Here is a 21143-nt window from a genome sequence, read left to right as displayed (position 1 = left end):
TGAGCGCGTGGTAATTCAAAGCGGCCGTTGGCATTTGGCGGTTGTTCATCCTGGCCCTGCGAGCTTGTCGCACAGCATGCCCGCCAAGCCGCGTATGGTGCCGATGTCGACGAGATCGGTGGAATTCATGCGCATTCCTGTTTCGGTCTCGATGCGGGTGCGTAGCTCCAGCGCGCCCAGTGAGTCCATGCCGTACTCGGCGAGCGGACGGTCGACATCCACGTTTCGACGCAGGATCAGGCGCACCTGGTCGGAGATCAGGCCGAGCAACCGGGTTTGCCACTCATCGAAGGGCAACCCCTCGAGCTCAGCACGCAATCTGCTTATGCCCCTTGCGGTTTGCCCAGCGGAGCGGAAAGCGTCCAGGAAAGGACTGTGCTGTGCAAAGGCGGTCACTGCGGTGCCCATGACCGCATAGCCGGTGTAGGCGCGCTCATGACGAAGCAGCGCTTCGAACGCGTAAGCGCCCTCGTCGGCAGCGATGGCGATGTCGGCATCGTCCGCGGCGGTGGCGCGTTCGGGCTCGGCCCACGGGCCCCACGCGATCGCGTTGGCCGGCAGGCCGTTCGCCCGACGCCACAGGGTCAAGGCGTCTAGCCAGCTATTGGCTGCCGCGCAGGCGCCCTGCCCCGGCGAGCCCACCAGAGCGGCCGCCGAGGAGAACGAGCAGAACCAATCCAACGGCTGTCCCGCAGTGGCAAGGTGTAAGTTCCATGCGCCGCTGGCCACTGGCGCCCAGCTACGTTCGATGAGCTCGTCGGTGGTATCGGTCAGGGCGGCGTCCTCGGCCCCCGGCGCCCCATGCACCACCCCGCGTAACGCAAGGCCCGTGGCCGTCGCCGCAATGACCAAACGCTGAGCCGTAGCTTCCTCGGCGATATCGCCGCACTCCACCACGATGTCGGCGCCGGTCGCACGGATGCGCTCAATCTTGTCCAGGGCCTCGGGAGTCGGCTGCGAGAGCGAGGACAGCACGATACGTCCGCAGCCCTCCCCGGAATCGGGAGAAGCCATCCTCTCGGCCAAGAACAAACCCCTGCTCCCGAGTCCATCGGTGATGATGTAGGCGCCGTCGTCGCGGAAGACCCGGGCCGCCGCCGGCGGCACCGTCACGCGGGTGCGCCCGGTTCGGGGGACGTCCAGCACGAGTTTTCCGGTGTGTTGGGCGTCGCTCATCGCCCGAATCGCGCTGGCGGCCTCCTCCAGCGGGTAGTGCGTGCTCTGCGGTATCGGCAGCACTCCATCGGCGGTGAGCTGATACACCGTGTTCAACAACCTGCGCAGCCGGTGTGGGTGGGTCTCGGACATCGACGCCAGGTCCACGGCGTAAAAGGCGAGGTTGCGCCGCGACGGCAGCAGCCCCAACGGGATGTCGCCGTAGCTGCCATGTTTGCCGATCTCGATGAATCGTCCGCCGTGCGCGAGCAATTCGATCCCCGCGCGCTGGGTGGCGCCGGTGACCGAGCTGAGCACGATGTCAACCCCGTAACCGTCGGTGTCTCGCCGTACCAGGTCGGCGAATTCGACGCCTCGTGAGTCATAAACATGCTCGATACCCATGTCGCGCAGCAGATCTCGGCGTTGCTTGCTACCGGCGGTCGCGAAGATCTCGGCTCCGGACGCGCGGGCGATGGCGATCGCTGCCTGCCCGACGCCACCGGTCCCGGAATGAATCAGTACCTTGTCGCCGCTGTCGATGTGGGCGAGATCCTGGAGTCCGTACCAGGCTGTCGCCGTCGCGGTGGTGACCGCGGCCGCCTGCTCGTCAGAAAGCCCGGCCGGCAGCGTGACCGCCGAGCGCGCATCGCAGGTGAGGAACGTACCCCACGAACCGGTGTGGCACAGGCCCCCGACCCGATCGCCCACCTTGTGGTCGGTCACGTCCGGTCCGACCGCTGTCACCACGCCGGCGAAGTCGGTCCCGAGCTGCGTTGGATGGCCCCCGAATTCGAGCGAGGCGAGGCGACCGCACGCCAGGAGGACGTCGGCGAAATTGACGCCGGCGGCGCTGACCGCAACTTCGATCTGGCCCGGTCCGGGCGTGACCCGTTCGCAGGCAACGAGTTCCATCGATTCCAGCGCGCCGGGTGTGCGGATCTGTAGGCGCACGCCGTCGCGCTCGTGGTCGGCGACGGCCGTGCGGCGCTCTTCGGGATGCAGCGGACTCGGTGACAACCGCGCGGTATACCAGTCACCGTTGCGCCAGGCGGTTTCGTCTTCCTCGGATCCGCTCTCGAGTTGCCGGGCCAGATGTTCGGCTTCGGCGTCGGCGTCCAAATCGATATGAGTGACGCGCAAGTGTGGGTGTTCCGTGCCGACCACTCGGATCAGACCCCTGAGCCCAGCCTGTTCCAGCTTCGGTTCATCACCGGCGAGTACCGCCTGAGCGGCGCGGGTCACGACATAGAGGCGAGACGACTCGCCGGGGATATCCGGCAATTCGCGGATGATCCGCACCAGATGCTGCACACACTCGCGGCCCATCAGGGGATCAACGGAGTCACCGTTTTGCGGTCCCATCAGCACCACTACGCCGGTAAACCCAGTGCCGAGCAGATGTTTTCGCAGCTGTTGGCTGTTCACGATGTGATCGGCGTGCGGTGTCCAGGACACGGTTGTGCACTGCGAGCCGTGACTTTTCAGGGCGTCGGGCAAATCGGTGGCAAGAACGTCGGCGACGGCGGTGGTGCTGATCAGCAGCCAGCTTCCCGGGTGGGCGTATTCGACGTCCGGCAGTTCTCGCTGCCGCCATTCGATGGTCAACAGCCGGTCGGCCAATACCCGGTCTTTCCTGTCTTGCTCGGAGAGACCGGTATCCAATCGCAACCCCTGCACGGCGAGCAGGATTGCCCCGTGCTCGTCGAGCACCTCGAGATCAGCCTCGATACCGGAACTGTCGGCCTTCGACACCCGTGCGTAGCAGTACCGAGCGTTGCGAGCCGAGCCGTATGTCCGTAACCGGCGGATGCTTCGCGGTAGCGCCAATACGTTACCGACAACCGTCTGAATGCCCGGATGGGCCGCGACCGATTGAAAACAGGCATCCAGCAAAGCCGGGTGCGCGGCGTAACCATGTTGGTGGGAGCGGATTTCGCGCGGGAGCGCGACCTCGGCCAGGACGCTACCGTCGCCTTCGGCGGTGTGCACTACACCAAGACCGGTGAACGCCGGACCGTATCGGACGCCCCGCTCGTCCAGGCGCTTGCGCACCTCGTCGCCGTCCTCGCGATGTGGGTGCGCGGCAAGAAGCTCGGCAATGTCGTGCGCAGCGAGTTGGCCGTCGTCAGCGACGTGCAGTACCGCGTTGCTCAGCCGGGTTTTCTCGCCTCCCCGAAATGCCTCTACCGTGAACTCGATGGCGCCAGATAACGACGACGATGCCGAAGCGCCGATCGCGGTCTGCTCATCCAGCCGCAGCGCCCGCTCGAAGCGGATATCGAGGACTTCGGAGGTCTCGCCCAGCACCGCGTGCGCGGCGGCCAGCGCCATCTCGCAATGGGCCGCCGCGGGAAGCGCAGGGACACAGTGGATTTGGTGGTCGTCCAGCCACGGGTGGGCGGCGGTGCCGACCTCACCTTCCCAGACGTGACGCTCCGGGTCTTCCGGCAAGCGCACATGCGCGCCCAGTAGGGGGTGTACCGCAACAGTGCATCCGGCGGAAGTGACGGAGGATGGCTGATCGTGGCGGTCCAACAGCAGCCGACGATGCGTCCACGTTGGCAGGGGGGCGTCTACCAGTCGCCCGCTGGGATAGAGCGCGGAGAAGTCGACCGCTGCGCCCGCGTTGTGCAGATCCGCCAGGAGGCCGCGCAGCCCGTGCGGCAGCGCTTGCTCGCGGCGCATGCCGGCCAGAGCGGCCACCGAGATGTCAAGGCTGCGAGCGTTCTGTTCAAGATAGGCGTCGAGCATGGAATCCGCTGCCAGCTCGGCGAACACCCGGTAGCCGTCCTGCATCGCCGCCTGGACCGCCGCGGCGAACCGCACCGTGCGCCGGACATTGTCCACCCAGTACCGGGCGCCGCACACCGGTAGCTCGCGCGGGTCGAACTGGCTCGCTGAGTAGATGGGCACTTCCGGCGTAGCCGGGGCCAGCTCAGCCAGCGCCTCGGCGAGTTCATCAAGGATGGGTTGGACCACCGGGGTATGCCACGCGACGCCGGTGATTACCTCGCGAGCAACCACCGCCCGTGCTTGCCACGCGTTGACCAGTTCGCGCACCGTCTCAGGGGCGCCGCCGATGATCGTGGACTCTGGCGAAGCCACCACGGAGATCACTACGTCCCTGATCCCACCGGCCATCAACTCGGAAAGCACTTGCTGCGCGGGCATTTCCACCAGGGCCATCGCACCGGACCCGGCGAGGCGGGCCATCAGCCGAGAGCTGCGGCAGATGACGCGTACGCCGTCTTCCAGCGACAGTGCCCCCGCGACCACTGCCGCCGCGGTCTCGCCCAGCGAGTGCCCGATCACCGCGCCGGGGCGCGCTCCGTAGGACTTCATGGTGGCCGCCAACGCGACCTGCATCGCGAACAGCGTCGGATGCACCCGGTCTGCGCCGGTCATCACCTCCGGCGCCGTCATTGCCTCGGTTACCGAAAACCCCGACTCTTGCGCGATCAGTGGCTCGGCCGCCGCGACAGTCGCAGCAAACACCGGCTCGTTGGCCAGCAGGTCAGCCCCCATGGCCGGCCACGGCGACGCGTGACCGGAGAACACCCACACCGGGCCCTGATCGTCGCGTCCGGCCGCCGCCTGATACGGAGTTTCACCGTCGGCGACCTCGCGCAACCCCGCCGCTGCATCGTCGAGGTCGCCGGCGACTACCGTTGTGCGCACCGGGCGGTGTCCACGACGGCGCGCCAGCGTATAAGCCAGATCGGGCAGGGTCACCTCGTCATGTGATTGCACCCAGTCCGCCAATCTTCGTGCGGTACGGCGCAATTCGCTGGCTGAGGTGGACGAGAGCGGTAAGAGTAAAGGTGTCTGGGGGAGCGATGTCGCTCCTTCGGCTTCTCCGCTGTCTTCGGAACTCTCCGGGGCTTGCTCCAGGATTGCGTGAGCGTTGGTTCCCGAGAACCCGTAGGCCGACACCGCGGCCCGCCGTGGTTGGAGGCCATCGCTTGGCCACGGCGTATTTGACTGTGGCACAAAGAGCTTTGTCTCGATTTGCGCGAGCTCATCGGGCAGGCGCGAAAAACGTAGATTTCCGGGTACCACGCCATGCCGCAGGGCCAGGGCAGCCTTGATCAAGCCCAGCGTTCCCGAAATCGATTGACTGTGTCCGAAATTCGCCTTCACCGTGCCGAGCGCACAGGGGCCAGCAGTGCCGTAAACCTCTGCCAGGCTGGCGAATTCAATCCGATCACCGACCGGGTCACCGCTGCCGTGCGCCTCCACCATGCCCACGCTGCCGGCCTCCACACCCGCCGCGGCCAAGGCCGTCCGGTAGGCGGCTACTTGTGCTGGCCGCGACGGCGTGGTGAGGGCCGCGGTTCGGCCGCCGTTGTTCAGGGACGTGCCGCGGACCACGGCAAAGATCCGGTCGCCGTCGCGCAACGCATCCGGTAACCGCTTGAGCAGCATCATGGCGCTACCCTCACCGATTGCGAAACCATCGGCGGCGGCGTCGAATGCATGGCAGCGCCCGGTCGCTGACAGCACGCCGCCGGCGGACCCAGCCGCGTATCTCCGTGGATCCAGCGTCAGCGAAACGCCGCCTGCCAGCGCCAGATCGCATTCGCCGTCGTGCAGGCTGCGGCATGCGAGGTGCACAGTGACGAGCCCAGACGAACATGCGGTATCCACTGTTATCGCCTGGCCTCGTAGGTCCATGGCGTAGGCGATTCGTCCGGACGCCATGCTGCGACTGTTACTCAGGAATCCGTACGCGCCCTCCGCAGACTCGGCATCGGCCGCCACCGACAGGTAGTCGTCGTGCGACAAGCCGACGTAGACGGCAGTCCGCGACCCAGCCAAAGTCGCCGGGTCCAGCCCCGCGTGTTCCACCGCCTCCCATGACGTTTCCAGCAACAGGCGATGCTGCGGGTCGATCGCGGTCGCCTCGCGCTCGTCGATCCCGAAGAACTCGGCATCGAACCCTGCGGCGTCGTCCAGGAAGGAGCCCCACTTCGACACCGACCGACCAGGCACCCCGGCCTCGGGGTCGTAGTATTCCTCGAAGTCCCAGCGATCGGCCGGGATTTCGGTGATCAGGTCATCGTCGCGCAGCAACGCTTCCCACAACTGGTCCGGAGAGTCGATTCCCCCTGGAAGTCGGCATGCCACACCAATAATGGCAACCGGGATGGCAGGCCTGGCGGCCGCACCGGGCGAACAGCTCAATGACTCCGATCGACGTGCATCATCATCATCGATGGCCCGGAATGCAACCATTCCGCCTCCTTACGGGCAATGACCGCCTGGCCTCGCCCCCACTGCTTGACTCAAGACCCGGCAGGTCCCCCGACGACCAGCACGAACCATCCACGCCGATTGACCTCCTCAAGTCGGCGCTTCGATGCCGCCAGCGGCCTAGATGGCAGGGCGATGGTATTACGCACCCCGCGGGCGATTTTAAAGAGTCGATAAGATCGTTACCTAACCGTGATGTTAGCTGGGCTGTGTTCGCAGTCAAGGCTGTTAACGGATGATGGCGCTGTGAAGACGTCCGTGGATCCGGATGTCGTCGACGATGGCACCAACCCTATTTGCAACGAGCCTGATCGCCAGATGGCCGCGCGGATCAGTGCTGCTGAGCACCTACGCAGGCGTCAATAACCATAAATGTCACCGGCCAGCGATCGGCTATCGCGACGGCAACGCCTTGGGTGGCGAGCCGCTGGGCCTTCCAGCCGCCCGGCCGCGCGCGTCGCGGCTGCGGCGGGGTGTTTGCTCGCACACCTGACACCGAGACCGCGACTCTGCCGCGGCGCGCCGCGTACCGGTCGTCGCTCAGGCAGCAGCTGCGCCGGGAAGTCGTCGAAGTTGTGAGACTTCGCACCGATACCGCGGGCCTCCACTATGGTTTGTGACGGTCGTACTCACCTCGATTAGGCGGGCTGGAGAATTCGTGAGCATCAATCCATTCGACGACGACAGTGGCAGCTTTTTCGTCCTGGTCAATGACGAGGAACAACACAGCTTGTGGCCCACCTTCGCCGATGTTCCGGCCGGCTGGCGAGTGGTTTACGGCGAAGCCGACCGCGCTGCATGCCTGGAGTACATCGAGCAGAACTGGCCCGATATACGTCCGAAGAGTCTGCGCGACAGGTTGGCGCGCGACCGCGCTTCTGACGGTTAAACCCAGCGCGTCAAGGTCGGGGCGACTTCGCTCGAGGACGATCTCATCGGCGGACTCAGCTGCGCGACCCGCCGGCGGGCGGTTCGCGCGTTAGTCGATCTCGCCAGTCAGGTCGAATTCAGCAAGCGTGCGCGCGGCCAGCTCGCGCAAGGCGGGCTTTGTATTCTCGGCGCCCGGTTCGTAGGCCTCGACTGTGATGCCAACCTTGTCGCCGATGCGCCAAGACTGGACTGTCAATTGTCCGCCCGCCCGCTCGAGCCATTCTCGTGTGACGCCTTGCCCGATCACCCGAATGAGGTGGAGGGGATAGAGGTGCGCGGAGACGGTGGCGAACTCGGTTTCCGTCCGAGTGAGGGCGAAGACCATCGGACCGAGGTCACGCAGATTCGAACAAAACACTGGAAGGTCGGGATCGGCGACCGCCGCGTCGGCCAGTCGTTTCAACAACCGCTTGGGGGCGAACGGGGCCAGCCATAGGAACTGCCGCTCGTCTTCGTCTGGCTTCTCACGCAAAGTCGTCAGCGCCTCCTTGAGAGCGGCACGGAGGTCACGCAGGCCCGTCGTGACCCCCGTCGGGTCCACGCTGACGCGCGCGAACGACACCGCGATGGCACGCGTATCGTCCTGTGTGCGCTCGCTCATCGGGACTTGCAAAGTGACGGCACCATCACCGGCGCGCCGGCGCCCGACGCGCTCCCCAAGTTTTGCGGCCAACCCGGCGACGAGTGTTTCACTCGTTCCGCCAAGCGCCTTAGCGCGGGCATCCCAAGCGTCCACGTCGACGTGCATCGTAATAACCGGCACGGCCGCGATTTCAGCGCCGTCGTCTCCATTTAGGGCGGCGGCCGGCTGCGGCATAGGGGCTCGGGCGGCCTCGCGGCGCTGACGTCGGGCCAGTCTGGCGGCCGCGCCGAGGGCCCGCGCGGCCTCCGGTACGTCTCGCGCTGTCTGGCGGGCGTCCTGTACCACCGCCCGCAATCGAGAACGCGAACGTGGCGGTGGGTAGCCGAGATCGCGGGTGATCTCCAGGAGCGCTTCAGCTATCGTCAGCGCAAGCCCGAAACCGTCGATGAGGTAATGGGAAATCACCAGACTGACCGCGTTGGAGCCGTCCGTAAGTGGAAGCACGCCCAGATGCCAGCCGGGCCCACGTTCCAAATCAATCGGCAGCTGTGCGCGTTCGTCAGCCCAATCGGTGAGTTCCGGGCGTGGGCGGGCGCTCTCGGCGATATCGATGTCCGCGGGACCCGGATCCAAGACCCACCGATGACGGGCTAACAGCGGTGAGCGCTCGATGCGGCGTCCCGCCAACCCCTTGGCGAAGTTGTGCTTGAAACGCCTTACCCCGTCGAAATCGATTGGGTGGTCGTAAATCCACACAACTTGGATGACCACGCTCCGGCCAACAGCGCTGTGTTGCGCGAAAATCGCGTGGTCCATGATGTCGAGCCGATGGTCCGGCCGCAGATCACCGTTGGATGCACGGCTACCCAAGGAGTTGCCTTCACGGCGTACACGAAAAGGCACTAATCAGAGCCTTCGCCGAGCGAAATCAGTGCGTCCGTGCTGCTCTGCGGGGCGTACAGGGCGTCATAGAAGACGACGCTGCGCTGAACGGTGCGGGCCTTCGGCGGGTCGAACCAATGCATCGCATGAGAGTAGCCGACCCGTTTCGGATCGCATGGACAAACGCGACCGTCGAGGTGCGGGCCATGTCGAGAGTCGACAGCCAGGCAGCGCTCCGAGTGTGACCGTGCGCGATTGAGATCCGTTATGGCGCGGCGCGCCGCAGAAACTTGATTACACAATTGGCGTTGGGCGTAACCCCCTTCAAGCGTGGTTCGCGAGGCGAAGCCACTCGCTCTGATATTTGCTTTTGAGATCGTTAGCACGGGCAGCCGGTTATACTCTCGGCGGGCGGGCAGGGGATGAGGACTCCGCATTCGATTCTCAGAACACGCAACTGGCAGGGGAAAGGCCGAGATCCGCGATGAAGTTTGTGCTGGCGTGCTATGGAACTCGCGGTGATGTCGAACCTGGCGCCGCCCTTGGCCGCGAGTTGCTGAGCCGGGGGCATGAGGTACGCATGGCCGTCCCACCAAATGTTGTTGATTTCGTCGAGTCGGCTGGGCTTGCGGCGATAGCTTATGGGCCGGATGCGCAAACGTGGCACGACGTTCACCAGGATCTCGTGACGCATGTATTCGGCAAGTTCTGGAAGATCCAGGATGTGCGCGCGCTGGTGCGTGAAGACTGGCAGTTGCTCACCCACCTCTGGCGGGAGGGCACAACGAAATTGATGCCGCTGGCGGAGGGGGCCGACCTAATAATCACAGGCGCGATCGGCGAGGAGTCCGCTGCCAACGTCGCGGAGTATTACGGCATTCCTCTGGCGACGCTGCATTATTTCCCGCTGAGGCCCAACGGCAGCTCGGAATCCATGCCGTTGTTGCCGACCGCCGCGGCTCGGTCCGCGATGAAGGTCAACGAGTGGTTGGGTTGGCCGATGATGATGAGATTCGACGGCGCGCAGCGACGTGAACTGGGGCTACCGAAGGCGACGGGCCCGGTGCCACGGCGCATTGCCAAACGCGGGTCTATGGAAATTCAGGCTTATGACGAATTCTGCTTTCCAGGGCTCGCAGCCGAATGGGCGCAATGGAATGGCAAGCGGCCGTTTGTCGGCGCGTTGACAATGGGCCTGCCGACGGATGCCGATGAGGAGGTTGCGTCCTGGATTGCCGCGGGAACACCCCCGATTTACTTTGGCTTTGGCAGCCACCCGGTCGAATCTCCCGCCGAGACGCTCGCCGGAATCAGCGCGGTGTGCGAGCAGTTGGGCGAGCGGGCGTTGGTTTGCGCGGGCTGGAGTGACTTCAGCGGCGTCTCCGATGCCGAGCATGTCAAGGTGGTGAGCGCGGTGAACCACTCGGCCACCTTTCCGGCCTGCCGTGCCGTGGTGCACCACGGCGGAGCGGGTACCACGGCCGCGGGCCTGCGCGCCGGAGTCCCGACGCTGATCCTCTCGACATGGGTGGGGGATCAAAGGCTTTCGGGAGGTATCGTCAAACGACTGAAGGTGGGCTCGGCGCGGCCCTTGTTGAGTACCGGCCAGGACTCGCTCCTCGCGGAGTTGCGCACCATCCTCTCCCCGGACTACGTGGCGCGCGCCCGCGAAGTCGGCGCCCGGATGACCCCACCCGCCGCAAGCCGTGCGGCTGCCGCCCGTTTGCTCGAAGATTTCGCCCACCAGAAGTGTGTTGCTGACCGGTAACGGCGGCTGCCGAGGCGCTCGACGCGGGCTGACTCGGGGAGACGACTCGAAGCGGGTCGCACCGGGTGCAAGGGATTTAATCTGGTGCAAATTCGCGGCATGTCAACCGAACATCCCTGCTATCTTCCAGGCACAAGCTCCAACGTCGACTCCTATCGCTGCCGCCGTGCCCAAATCATCGAAAAAGGACCTGTAACGTATGCCGCAATCTTCCACGGAGAACGAATCTGTCAACTCTTTTAAAGCTGTTTTCGCAGAAAAGGTAGTCACGTTCTTCATCAAACATCCATTTTTCAGGCAGGCCATCACCCCTCCATTGTCATATCTGTTCAAGCCCCCAGCTCTTGATGATGCAACTTGGGACCGTGAATACACCGAAGGTCATTGGGCCTATTTGGGCGATCTAGCGGAAATGCCGCGCTATGCGCTCATTGCGGGCTTCATGAAGTTCTTGCAGCCGGCCGCAAGTGTCCTGGACGTCGGGTGCGGAAACGGCCAGCTAGTCGACTGGGTATGTGGGGATAATACTCAACAGTATCTGGGAATTGATATATCGAAAGTTGCCGTTGAGCAGGCGCGCCTCAAGAAGGTGGGTCAGGCGCGGTTTGAGGTAGCAGACGGCACAAATTATCATTCAGAAGAAAAATTCGATGCGATCATTTTCAATGAAGTACTTTACTACGCATCGGACCCGGCGGCAGTTTTGAATCACTACAAGTCTTTGCTGAATCCAGACGGCGCATTCATCATATCGATGGTCCGCGCACCGGGAGCCCTAAAAACTTGGCGCCGGTGTAGGCCCCAGCTGGAATTGATCGGAGACGCTAGATGCCGAGGAACCAACGGCATTGAATGGGACGTTCGACTATGTCGCCCGAAGTGAAGTTGCCCGGTCCATTCGAGCCTGCTGGATCACTGGAATGATTTCGTCGCCAGCGTTCGCTCCCACCTGGTTCGATGGCTTGTGGTAGGAAGGTGACCGTCTTCGGCCGGGAAAGCGCCTCGACGCCAGAACGGCCCAACCGCTGATCGATCCGGGATCAACGTCGAAACCGCGACAGGTCCAAGCTGACGTCCTCGCTGCGGCGTTCACCGCGCGCAGTCGGGCGCGTCTGGCGTCGCCCGGCACGGCGGATGCGGCGGTCGGGCGGTCCCGGGGTCCGAGTCGGCGAGAGGCCCCGACGACGCCCCGCAGTCGGTTTTAAATATCGAAATGGTCGCGCAGCGGGCCCACTTTCAGGCCCTCGTCCTCCAGCGCTCGCACGAGAGGGCGCAGGGCTCCGACCGTCGCCTCCCATGAGCCGGGCGCGCCCATGTAATCGCTGTCGTGCAGCAGCACGGTGCTGCCGCCGCGAGCATTGCGAAGCACATACTGCACCACTTCGTCCGGCGTGGCTTCTGCGCGCCAGTCGCGGGCCCAGGCGTCCCAGAGGACGGTTGTCAGCCCCAGCTTCCTGCAGGCCCAGACCGTCGCGGCGGTCGCCATGCCGTACGGCGGCCGGTAGAACCGGGGCTTGACGCCTGCGATGTCGGCGATCTGATCCACCGCACGGACCAGGCTGGTGTTGAGCGCTCGCGGTGACACCAAGAGGCTGTTGCGATGGTGCCACCCGTGCAGGCCGATTTCATGCCCCTCGTGGACCAATCGCCGCGTGACCGCGGGATGAGCTGCGACTTGCTCACCGAGCACGAAGAAAGTCGCGGTGACGCCGAGCTCACCGAGCGTGTCGAGGATCTTTGGAGTGCCGGTGTCGTCAGGCCCGTCGTCGAATGTCAGCGAAACGTGATCGGGCCGCCCGCGCCCGCTTAGGCCGGGTGCGCAGCGTCGAACGACCGCCGGTAAGCCGAAACCCATGGCCAAGGCGGGGACGCTGGGACCTGCGTAACCGACGGCGGCAGCCGCTGCAGCCATGCCACCCCACCGCGCTGCTGTGTGCATCACTAAGCCCCGCCTCCCCGCTGGGCACGAATACCGTGCTTTCCGACTAGAACACTCGAAAACCTAGCAAATAGATATGCAAATTTTCGCTGTTTGCCGCGGGAATGTCAGCAGAGCGTTCAAACCACTGACTGCCGATACAGTCGCGACGGGGGGTGACACGAAATTTACGTGGGCTACATCTGTCTCTGATAGCGCACGAAAATTGACCGCTCGGCCAATTATTCAGATGCGAGATGCCTGATGAGAAGGACTTCGTCGCGGGCCCCATGTCAATGTTGTGATCGCATCACGCCCGCGATACAACGGGGTAAGAAAATTGACGCCGAAGCCTATTAGGTTGGCCTCTTATGATAGACACGTGACTAATTGGATCGTTAGCACAGGGCAATGATGCCCAAATGTCGCAAACACAGGAGCAGGGTAGCGGCCTGACGGTGACATTGGCCGCCGATTCGAATTTGGCCGCCGAGATCGGCGCGCGTGACAGCTGCTCGGGCATCAAGTGCACATGCGACACGAAGCCGCCACGCCTGACGGCACTGGCGCGGTGCTAGATGCTGTCGAACGCGCGAAAGGGCCGGCATTATGCGGCGCGCGACGAGTTGCGGGTGTTGGACGAGGGTCGGGCTAGAGATCGCCGGCGTCCATGGCCTTCTTGATTTCTTGGGCGTGCGCTACTTGCTGCGCGGTGTAGCCGATGAACAGCGCCACTGCACCCACCAGTACGGCCATGCCGGCCAGCCATAGCATGCCGTAGGTGTAGCCGTGGCCCAGCGCAGTCAGCTGGGCGGGGTTCATAGACTTCGCCGGGCCGCTAGTTCCACCGAGGTGCAGCGTGCGCGAGGTAACGACGGCCTGGATGATGGCTATCACCACCGGCCCCCCAAGGCTGTACAGCGTGAGGGCGATTGCGGAAGTGGGCCCTAGCCGATCTGGACCGACGTCCGCGATCACCGATAGTGAGACGGGAACTTCGGCCACACCAAGGCCGAAACCGCCCACGATCAGCGGCACCACCAAATTCGGGAAATACGGGATGCCGGTGTGCAGCGTCGAGAAGTAGAACATTGCGACCAGTAGGAACGCGCCGCCGGCAATCACCAGCACCCGGGGCGGGAATCGCGTCACCAGCCGCGCCGACGCGCCCATCCCGACGCCGGCCCCAAGGACGAACGGGATGAAGGCGGCGCCGGTGCGCAGGGGGCTGTAGCCCATGATGTCCTGCACGTACAGGGTGACCAGCACGGTCAGTGCTAGTAGGACGCCTCCGGCGAGGAAGAGGGTGGCGAAGGTGGCCAGCCGATTGCGGTCGAAGAACAAGTCAAACGGCACGATGGGGTTTTGCGCAGTGCGCTCCACCACGATGAACGCCACCAGACCGCCGAGCGCCACCACACCCGAACCGATCGTCACCGTCGACAGCCACCCCCTCTCCGGCCCGGCCGAGACGGCGACAACTGCGGCGATACACGTCAACGTGGCCAGCCCTGCTCCGGTGGCGTCGAGCTTCATCCGCTCCATCTGGGTCTCCCGCAGCGCGGTGCGAGCCAGGTACATCACAAGCAGTCCAATCGGCACGTTCACCAAGAAGAGAAGCCGCCACGACACCCCGGCGAGCGCACCTCCCGCCACCAGGCTCAGCACCGAACTGAGACTGTTCAGCGCTCCGAACACCGCCACGGCGGCGTTGCGGACCGGTCCCTTCGGGAAGGTAGTTGCGACCAGCGCCATACTGGTCGGTGCGAGAATCGCGCCGGCTACGCCCTGCGCAAGCCGGGCCGCGATGAGGGTTCCTCCGTCGTGCGCGATGCCGCACACCGCCGAGGCAACGGTGAATATCGCGACCCCAATGACGTAAATGCGTTTGAGCCCCATGGTGTCACCGAGGCGACCGCCCACGAGCAGCAGGGCACCGTAGGTCAGCATGTAGGCGGTGATCACCCAGCTCCGCCCGGCATCGCTCATGCCCAGATCGGCCTGGATCCTCGGGAGCGCGACGATCACGATGGTGCCGTCCATCGTGGCCATGAGCTGCACGCCGCCGAGCGTGATCACCGCGGCGATAAACCCGCGGGACGGCAGCTGGGCCGTGAAGTTATTACTCGTACGGCCCAGCGTGGTCCGTTTAAAGGGCATCGCTCGCTCATCCCCCGCGCTTCGTCATCCAACAACGTCGCGCTATGTCGTCTGGTGAGGTTGTGCCAGCCCTACTCGTTTAGAGCCGTCATGCGCGCACGCTACCGCAACGCCAGGATGGATTAACCAGAACCGCCCAGATGGCCATCGCGCGTGAGCCAGTCAGCCTCAGGTCCGCCTGAATATGCCGACGCCCCGAACGCCTTGCGCCACCGGCAATTAAGATGGTTTCGGCATCATGCGCTGAACTGCTGCTCTGACGCGCGTCGTCCCGTCTTGATCCGCGAGGCGGCGGCGGCCCACGCCTTTGAAGACGACTACGGCTTCCAACGTCCACGTGCGGCCCAGGATCAGCCATCACGCGCTAGCCGTCGACAAATGCCGGCGTGCCGCAGAGGATGCGCCGATTTCGCGTGACGGAATCGTGCTACGGCCGGTATCGGTGTGCGATCCGCGATAAATAGCATCCGTTATCGCGGGTTATTGGTCGCCACGGCTTGGTGGGATAGGTGCTGCAAGCCTTCTGACGTGGCGCGGCTAGGTGGTTAACTCGTACGCACGGTGCGCAAAGGTTAAATCGGTTGGGGCGCTGCCGTTTTCGTTGTTGCAGAACACGTCGGAAGATGTGAAAGGCCAAGATTTGCGATGAAGTTTGTGCTGGCAAGCTATGGCAGTCGCGGCGATGTCGAGCCATGTGCCGCCCTCGGTCGTGAGCTGCAGGACCGCGGGCATGAAGTGTGCTTGGTGGTCGCGCCTGACCTCGTTGGTTTCGCCGAATCGACGGGACTTCCAGCGGTCGCCTACGGCCCGCCCACGCGGCCGTGGCAGGACGTGCACCGCGCCTTCTTGAGGCACCTATTCCGGAGAACCTGGAAGATCCGTGACCTGATCAAGTTGGTGCGCCAGGATTGGGAGCTGTTCACCAAGTGCCGATCAGACATCCACACGACGCTGACGTCGTTGGCGGATGGGGCCGATCTGCTGTTATCGGGCCTGCTTGGTGAAGACATCGCCGCCAACATCGCGGAGCATTACGACATTCCATTCGTCGCGCTGCACTTTGCCCCGGCGCGGAGTAACGGACAGTTCCTTCCGATGCTGCCGCCTGCGTTGAGCCGCTTCGTGGGCGAGCTGTTCGACGGGGTGTCTTGGCAGATGATGAAGAAGCTCGAGAACGCGCAGCGATCTGAACTAGGCCTCCCAAGGGCCACAGGTCCAGCGACGCAACGGATCACCGCAAGTGGCGCACTGGAAGTCCAGGCCTATGACGAGATTTGTGTTCCCGAGCTGGCGGCCGAATGGTCGCGATGGGATGGCCAACGCCCCTTTGTCGGCGCGTTAACGATGGAGTTGCCGACGGATTTCGACGGGGAGGTCGCCTCATGGATTGCAGCGGGAGCGCGGCCGATTTATTTCGGGTTCGGCAGCATACCGGTCGAATCTTCGGCCGACACGCTGGCCATGATCAGCGCGGCGTGCGCAGAGTTAGGTGAGCGGGCGTTGGTTTGCGCCGGGTGGAGTGACTTCGGCGACGTGCCTGATTCTGGGCATGTCAAGTTGGTGGATGCCGTAAACCACGCGGCAGTTTTGCCGGTCTGCCGCGCGGTTGTGCACAGTGGCGGCGCGGGCACCACGGCCGCGGGCCTGCGCGCCGGGGTTCCCACGCTGATTCTTGCCACATGGCCCGAGCAAAAATTCTGGGGTAGTCGGGTTCAACGGCTGCGAGTGGGATTGGCCAGGGACTTTTCCAAAACGACGGTCGAATCGCTTGTCGCGGACCTACGCACCGTCCTCGCTCCGCAATACTGCGCTCGGGCTCGCGAGGTCGCGCAACAGATGACGCCGGCCGCCGAAAGCGCTTCCGCCGCCGCTGATCGCCTGGAGGTTTTGGCCTGCGCGCGTGTTGGTTGATCGGCCGGGCGGATGTGTCCATCCCATCCACACGAGCCACTGAGCCAAAGGAGGCGGCTTGGGTCGGCCTGCACCGCGGCCGCAGCGTCAATTGCCTTGGAACAGGCATGATTACTTCACGCGGCCGCGCGTGCGGAGGTCGGCGTGTTCGCGGTGTGTGGCCTTAGGTCACGCCTGACTTTTCGTGCACCCGGTCGAGCTGCTTGAAGTCATCCCTCGTGCGAGTCGTAGGCCGTTAACGGCATGACCGCTAAGGCAATTGGGGTTGTTCGCCAATCCAGTCAAGCAGTGAATGCAGTCCGTCGTTGAGTGACCACTTCGGTTGCCAGTGGAGCGCGTCTTTCGCCGGCTCGACGGTGCAGCTCGCGGCGCGTACGTCACCGTCGCGGAACTTCGCCACGACGGCCGGTTCCGGGGCGCCGCAGAGCGCGGCGATCTCGCGAGCAAGTTGATGGATGGTGGTCGCGATGCCCGAACCGATGTCGAGGCAGCGTGGCCGCGTGGCGGGCGACTGCACCGTTGCGAACAGAGCATCGACGACGTCGTCGATATAGACGAAATCGCGCACGATCTGACCGTCTTCGTAGACCTCCAAGGCGTGTTGTTCGCGCGCCAATCGCGCGAACAGAGTGACGATTCCGGTGTACGAATTGGTCAGCGACTGCCCCGGGCCGTAGACGTTCTGCAGCCGCAGCACACTGCAGTTGGTGTCGTGGGCCGCTGCCCAGGCCGCCAGAATGTGCTCCTGCGCTAGCTTGGTCGCGGCGTAGATGTTGGTAGGGCGGGGCGCCGTCTGGCCGGCGCAACTGGGAATGGGCACCGCGGGTTCGCCGTTGGGTCCCTCAGGGTCCCAATTACCCGCTTGTAGCTGTGCGTGGCTACGGGGCGGCGGATAGAACGTGTGCGTCCCGCACCGCCAAGCGCCCTCACCGTAGACGGCCCTCGACGACGCCACAACGAGCTGGTCGGGCACGAACGCCGAACGGCTGAGGGCGTCAAGAAGTTGGGTGGTGCCTACCACGTTTACCGACCCGTGGCGCGTCGCCTGGGACAGCGACTGTGCCGTTCCTGTCTCGGCCGCCAAATGGACGATTTGGGAAGGACGAAACAACCGGAGGACGGCGTCCCAATCGGGGGCATGGGTGACATCGCCGGTGAATAAGCGCACAGATGGCGGCAGGTCGATTGGTCGACTTGCGGCATGTACCTGCGGGTGCAGAACGTCCATGACAGCCACGTCGTAGCCGGCTTCTACGAGACGGTGTGCGAGCGCGGATCCGATGAATCCTGCCCCGCCAGTGATAAGCGCGGACGTTGACAAAAGCCGACGCCTTCCGGTTTGTAGTGAACGATTGATAAGTAGTGACCTGCACGCGTCGCCGAGGCGCGGTCCGGACCGATCGTATCCGGCGTTCCCCGGCCGTCACGCAGACTACTGACACGGCCCACTACCAGTAAGTCCCGAGATCGGCCCCGACGCGCCCGGATCTGTCGAATCCTCAGAGGCGAGGGTCGGATTTTCAGTGCTGTTCCCGGTCCGCCGCGGTGCCCGGCAGGCTGCGGCAGGGCCGGTAGTGCGGACCCGCTACGAAATTTCTAAATTTTTCCAATTCATTCGAGAGTTTTCCACAGTCGACGGCGCGACATGAAGTTACGCTGCCGAACGGCGAAGCTTTTTCGGGGTGTCCGGCGCATTCGTTTCGCGAAGCGCGCATGGGAGGAAAGGTTAGGTCAGCGATGAAGTTCGTGCTGGCATGCTATGGAACTCGCGGCGATGTGGAGCCCGTCGTCGCCGTCGGCCGCGAACTGCTGGCCCGCGGGCACGACGTGCGCATGGCCGTCTCGCCTGGTCAAATCGGTTTCGCGGAGGCGGCTGGGGTACCGGCGGTCGCCTACGGGTTGGAAAGAAAAGAAATGCTGGACGCGCACCGCAATTTTTGGCGGGCCCTCGCCGAAAACCCTTGGAGGATCCGCAATTTGATCAAGGTGTGGCGCGAATCCTGGGAACCCAGTGTCCAGTACTGGGGACAGATGAGCAGGACTCTTACTGAGCTTGCGGACGGGGCCGACCTGATATTCACCGGGTTGGCCTACCAGGAGATCGCTGCCGACGTTGCGGAATATCACAACATTCCGTTGGCCACTCTGGACCACATCCCGCTGCGGCCCAACGGCCAGCTCGTGCCATTTCTGCCAGGTCGGTTGGGTCGCGCCGCAATCGTGGTGGGCGAGTGGCTTATTTGGGGCGTCTGGAAGAAGACCCAGGATGCACAGCGCCGTGAACTAGGCCTACCGAAGGCCAAACGCCCTGCGCCGGAGCGGATCACCACACAGGGATCACTCGAAATCCAGGCCTACGACGAGAGTTGCTTTCCCGGGCTCGCGGCCGAATGGGCTAGATGGAATAGTCAGCGGCCATTCGTTGGCGCGCTGACGATGGAATTGCCGACAGATTCCGATGATGAGATCCTCTCGTGGGTAAGCGCGGGTAGTCCGCCGATTTACTTCGGCTTTGGCAGCATGCCGGTCGAATCTCCCACCGACACGATCAGCATGATCAGTGCGGCTTGCGCACAGCTGGGTGAACGGGCGCTAGTTTGTTCGGGCTGGAGTGACTTCGGCGAGGTCCCAGATTCCGAGCACGTCAAAGTGGTGGGCGCGGTGAACCACGCAGCCATCCTCCCGGCTTGCCGCGCAGTCGTCCATCACGGCGGCGCCGGCACCACGGCCGCGGGGCTGCGCGCCGGAGTTCCGACGTTGATCCTTTGGATGTTAGGTGATCAGCCGCTGTGGGGAGCTCGGGTCAAACGACTGAAAGTGGGCACTGCTCGGCGGTTTTCGAGTGTTACCCAAGAGTCGCTGGTAGCGGACCTGCGCACCATCCTCGCTCCCGAATACGTCACCCGGGCGCGAGAGTTCGCCACCCACATGACCAAATCCGCCGAGAGCGTTGCGAACACAGCCGCACTCCTGCAAGACTTCGCCCGCTTGCGGCGAGTCGGCTGATCGGCAACAACTCCGCCACAGCCAACCGGAGTGTCGGGACGGCAAGCGGACCTGTCGCGAAACCCGCTGAGCCACATCGTTATCAGTAGCAAAGCAGCTGTGCATGTCAACTCTCGGCGAGCGCGCGATCTAATAAGGCGCCGATCGCCGGCACCAGCTTCCGGGAATATTCCGACGTCACGTGGTTCCAGTCGAGATAGACCAGGGTGTTGCCCACAATGACCGGGCAGCGGTCAGCGGTGCAGAACAGCTCGGTGAGATCCGCGTAGTGTCCGCCGCCGGCTCGAGTGGCGGTCAACTCAGCCGCCATGCCGGATTCGTCCACCGCCGTCGACCTCGGCGGCGTACAGGCCGACGCGTCATCGAGGTGCCCGGATAGACAGATCGGCACCACCGAGTGCGGATCCGGCACCGGCCCGAGCACCAAAACCTGAGCCCCGGTGCCGCGAAGCTGCTGCACAAAGGGGGGCAAGCTGTCGATCCACCGCGGATCGTACGAGGTGAAGCCCGGTGTCCATCCATAGCCGGGGCGATAGCCGCGCCACATGCTGACCACCACCAGCCGCGGGTGCGCGGCGCGTAGTCGGGCAATGATCTGGCGGCGTCCCTGTTCGCAGTCCTTGTAGATCAGTCGGAGAAGCGGGTTGGTGATGGGCAAGCTCATGGGTGGGCAGCCCGCTCTGGTCATGGGCTCTAGCCGCCAGTGCCGTTGCGTCGCGACCTGCACGAGCGCCGGCGCCCACATCGCGGCATCGGAGTCGCCGACCAGGGCCACCGTCGTCGCGGAGGCGGTGTCACCCTTCGTGCATTCCGGATGCCCAGCTTCGAACATGTCGCGCAGGCAGCCGTCGACAGCCATAGTCTTGAAGTCGGCTGCCGCGTCGGCCAGCGGCGGGTCGAGGTTCGACGGAACGGCTCGCAGCTCAGCAGACGCCGCGAGGGCGGCCTGGACCTGCGCGAACGCTTGTTGTACCGCCGCGTTGTACGCCTCAACGTTGTTCCCCGCAGGGATTGCCGACGGGTTGACGGCCAGCGCCGCCGCCGGCGCGCCGCGGCCCACCGGGATAGGCACCGCCGAGATCAGCGCCACGCTCACGCAAACCGCTACAGCGGTGACGGCGCCGCCCAGCGCAAGACTGCGGAGGGCCGACCGACGGAAGAAAGCGGCGAATCGGAAAGGGTTTTCGATGAAATGCAGTGTGAGCACCGCCAGGCCGGCGGAGAACAGGGCCGCTGCCACCCTGCCGGCCAGTCCGAGCGCGTGGCCCAGCAGTAATGGCGTCAGCAGCAGCACCGGCCAATGCCACAGGTACCACGAGTAGGACGCCCTGCCGACCGCGCGCATCGGCGCCAATGCCAGCAAGCGCCCACATCCGCGCGGAGGTGCGGCACAGCCGGCGCCGATCACCAGCGCCGTGCCAAGGACTGGTAACAGCGCGGCGGTCCCCGGGAAGGGTGTGGACGCGCTCAATAGAGTGCAGGCCGCCAGGATCAGACCCAGTCCAAGCCAGCCGCCGATCGCGGCGGTCGTCGCCGGTAGTCGGCGCCAGTGGCCGGCCGTAAGCGCTATCAGA

The 21143-nt window shown here is 64.4% G+C and carries 13 protein-coding genes; 6 read left to right on the top strand and 7 right to left on the bottom strand.

The genetic code is table 11. From position 1 onward, the window contains the following. Nucleotides 1–45 precede the first annotated feature (45 nt). On the bottom strand, nucleotides 46–6393 hold the full coding sequence (gene pks2 / locus A5652_RS09280; RefSeq protein ID WP_067349615.1) for a type I polyketide synthase: 6348 nt from the start codon (nucleotides 6391–6393) through the stop codon (nucleotides 46–48). Nucleotides 6394–7069: 676 nt separating this feature from the next. On the opposite strand from pks2, the gene A5652_RS09275 reads away from it, so the two are divergent. After that, the gene (locus A5652_RS09275) at nucleotides 7070–7300 is read left to right on the top strand and encodes an MbtH family protein (RefSeq protein ID WP_067349613.1); all 231 of its coding nucleotides are present in this window, start codon (nucleotides 7070–7072) and stop codon (nucleotides 7298–7300) included. Nucleotides 7301–7390: 90 nt separating this feature from the next. On the opposite strand, the gene A5652_RS09270 is transcribed toward A5652_RS09275, so the two are convergent. Both A5652_RS09270 and A5652_RS28930 read right to left on the bottom strand, forming a co-directional pair. Next, on the bottom strand, nucleotides 7391–8827 hold the full coding sequence (locus tag A5652_RS09270) for a hypothetical protein (RefSeq protein WP_067349610.1): 1437 nt from the start codon (nucleotides 8825–8827) through the stop codon (nucleotides 7391–7393). Then, nucleotides 8827–8949: a hypothetical protein gene (locus tag A5652_RS28930; RefSeq protein WP_255361825.1), complete on the bottom strand. Its 123-nt coding sequence runs from the start codon at nucleotides 8947–8949 to the stop codon at nucleotides 8827–8829. The genes A5652_RS09270 and A5652_RS28930 overlap by 1 nt, the downstream gene beginning before the upstream one ends. A gap of 341 nt (nucleotides 8950–9290) precedes the next feature. Here A5652_RS28930 and A5652_RS09265 point away from each other — a divergent pair, with 341 nt between their 5' ends. After that, entirely contained in the window at nucleotides 9291–10574 is a 1284-nt protein-coding gene (locus A5652_RS09265) for a glycosyltransferase (RefSeq protein ID WP_067349607.1), read from the top strand. Nucleotides 10575–10773: 199 nt separating this feature from the next. Beyond that, a complete protein-coding gene (locus A5652_RS26580; protein WP_082983834.1) occupies nucleotides 10774–11457 on the top strand; it encodes a trans-aconitate 2-methyltransferase in 684 nt (227 codons plus the stop codon). A 318-nt stretch (nucleotides 11458–11775) separates the two neighbouring features. Here the strand turns inward: A5652_RS26580 and A5652_RS09260 are convergent, their stop codons facing one another. Next, the gene (locus tag A5652_RS09260) at nucleotides 11776–12486 is read right to left on the bottom strand and encodes a polysaccharide deacetylase family protein (protein ID WP_197513866.1); all 711 of its coding nucleotides are present in this window, start codon (nucleotides 12484–12486) and stop codon (nucleotides 11776–11778) included. 428 nt (nucleotides 12487–12914) lie between these two features. Between A5652_RS09260 and A5652_RS28500 the strand changes: the two genes are divergently transcribed. After that, complete coding sequence (locus A5652_RS28500; protein ID WP_232001143.1) at nucleotides 12915–13070, top strand: hypothetical protein; 156 nt, start codon at nucleotides 12915–12917, stop codon at nucleotides 13068–13070. Between the two features lie 73 nt (nucleotides 13071–13143). Here the strand turns inward: A5652_RS28500 and A5652_RS09255 are convergent, their stop codons facing one another. Beyond that, nucleotides 13144–14652 (bottom strand): MFS transporter, encoded by a 1509-nt coding sequence (locus tag A5652_RS09255; RefSeq protein WP_067349601.1) that lies wholly within the window; start codon nucleotides 14650–14652, stop codon nucleotides 13144–13146. Between the two features lie 645 nt (nucleotides 14653–15297). On the opposite strand from A5652_RS09255, the gene A5652_RS09250 reads away from it, so the two are divergent. Then, nucleotides 15298–16563, top strand: a complete 1266-nt coding sequence (locus A5652_RS09250) for a glycosyltransferase (RefSeq protein ID WP_067349598.1) — start codon at nucleotides 15298–15300, stop codon at nucleotides 16561–16563. Nucleotides 16564–16813: 250 nt separating this feature from the next. Here A5652_RS09250 and A5652_RS09245 read toward each other — a convergent pair whose 3' ends face one another. Further along, complete coding sequence (locus tag A5652_RS09245) at nucleotides 16814–17884, bottom strand: NAD(P)-dependent oxidoreductase (protein ID WP_067349595.1); 1071 nt, start codon at nucleotides 17882–17884, stop codon at nucleotides 16814–16816. 416 nt (nucleotides 17885–18300) lie between these two features. Here A5652_RS09245 and A5652_RS09240 point away from each other — a divergent pair, with 416 nt between their 5' ends. Beyond that, nucleotides 18301–19569, top strand: coding sequence for a glycosyltransferase (locus A5652_RS09240; RefSeq protein WP_067349593.1), 1269 nt, complete (start codon nucleotides 18301–18303; stop codon nucleotides 19567–19569). Between the two features lie 106 nt (nucleotides 19570–19675). Here A5652_RS09240 and A5652_RS28055 read toward each other — a convergent pair. Beyond that, nucleotides 19676–21143 (bottom strand): acyltransferase family protein (locus tag A5652_RS28055; protein ID WP_067349590.1); only part of this gene is annotated, 1468 nt, incomplete at its 5' end.

The sequence above is a fragment of the Mycobacterium sp. 1165178.9 genome, assembly GCF_001673555.1.
GTDB lineage: Bacteria > Actinomycetota > Actinomycetes > Mycobacteriales > Mycobacteriaceae > Mycobacterium.
The sequence above is the reverse complement of the archived record's forward strand: the minus strand, read 5'-3'. Positions and strand labels throughout refer to the sequence as shown.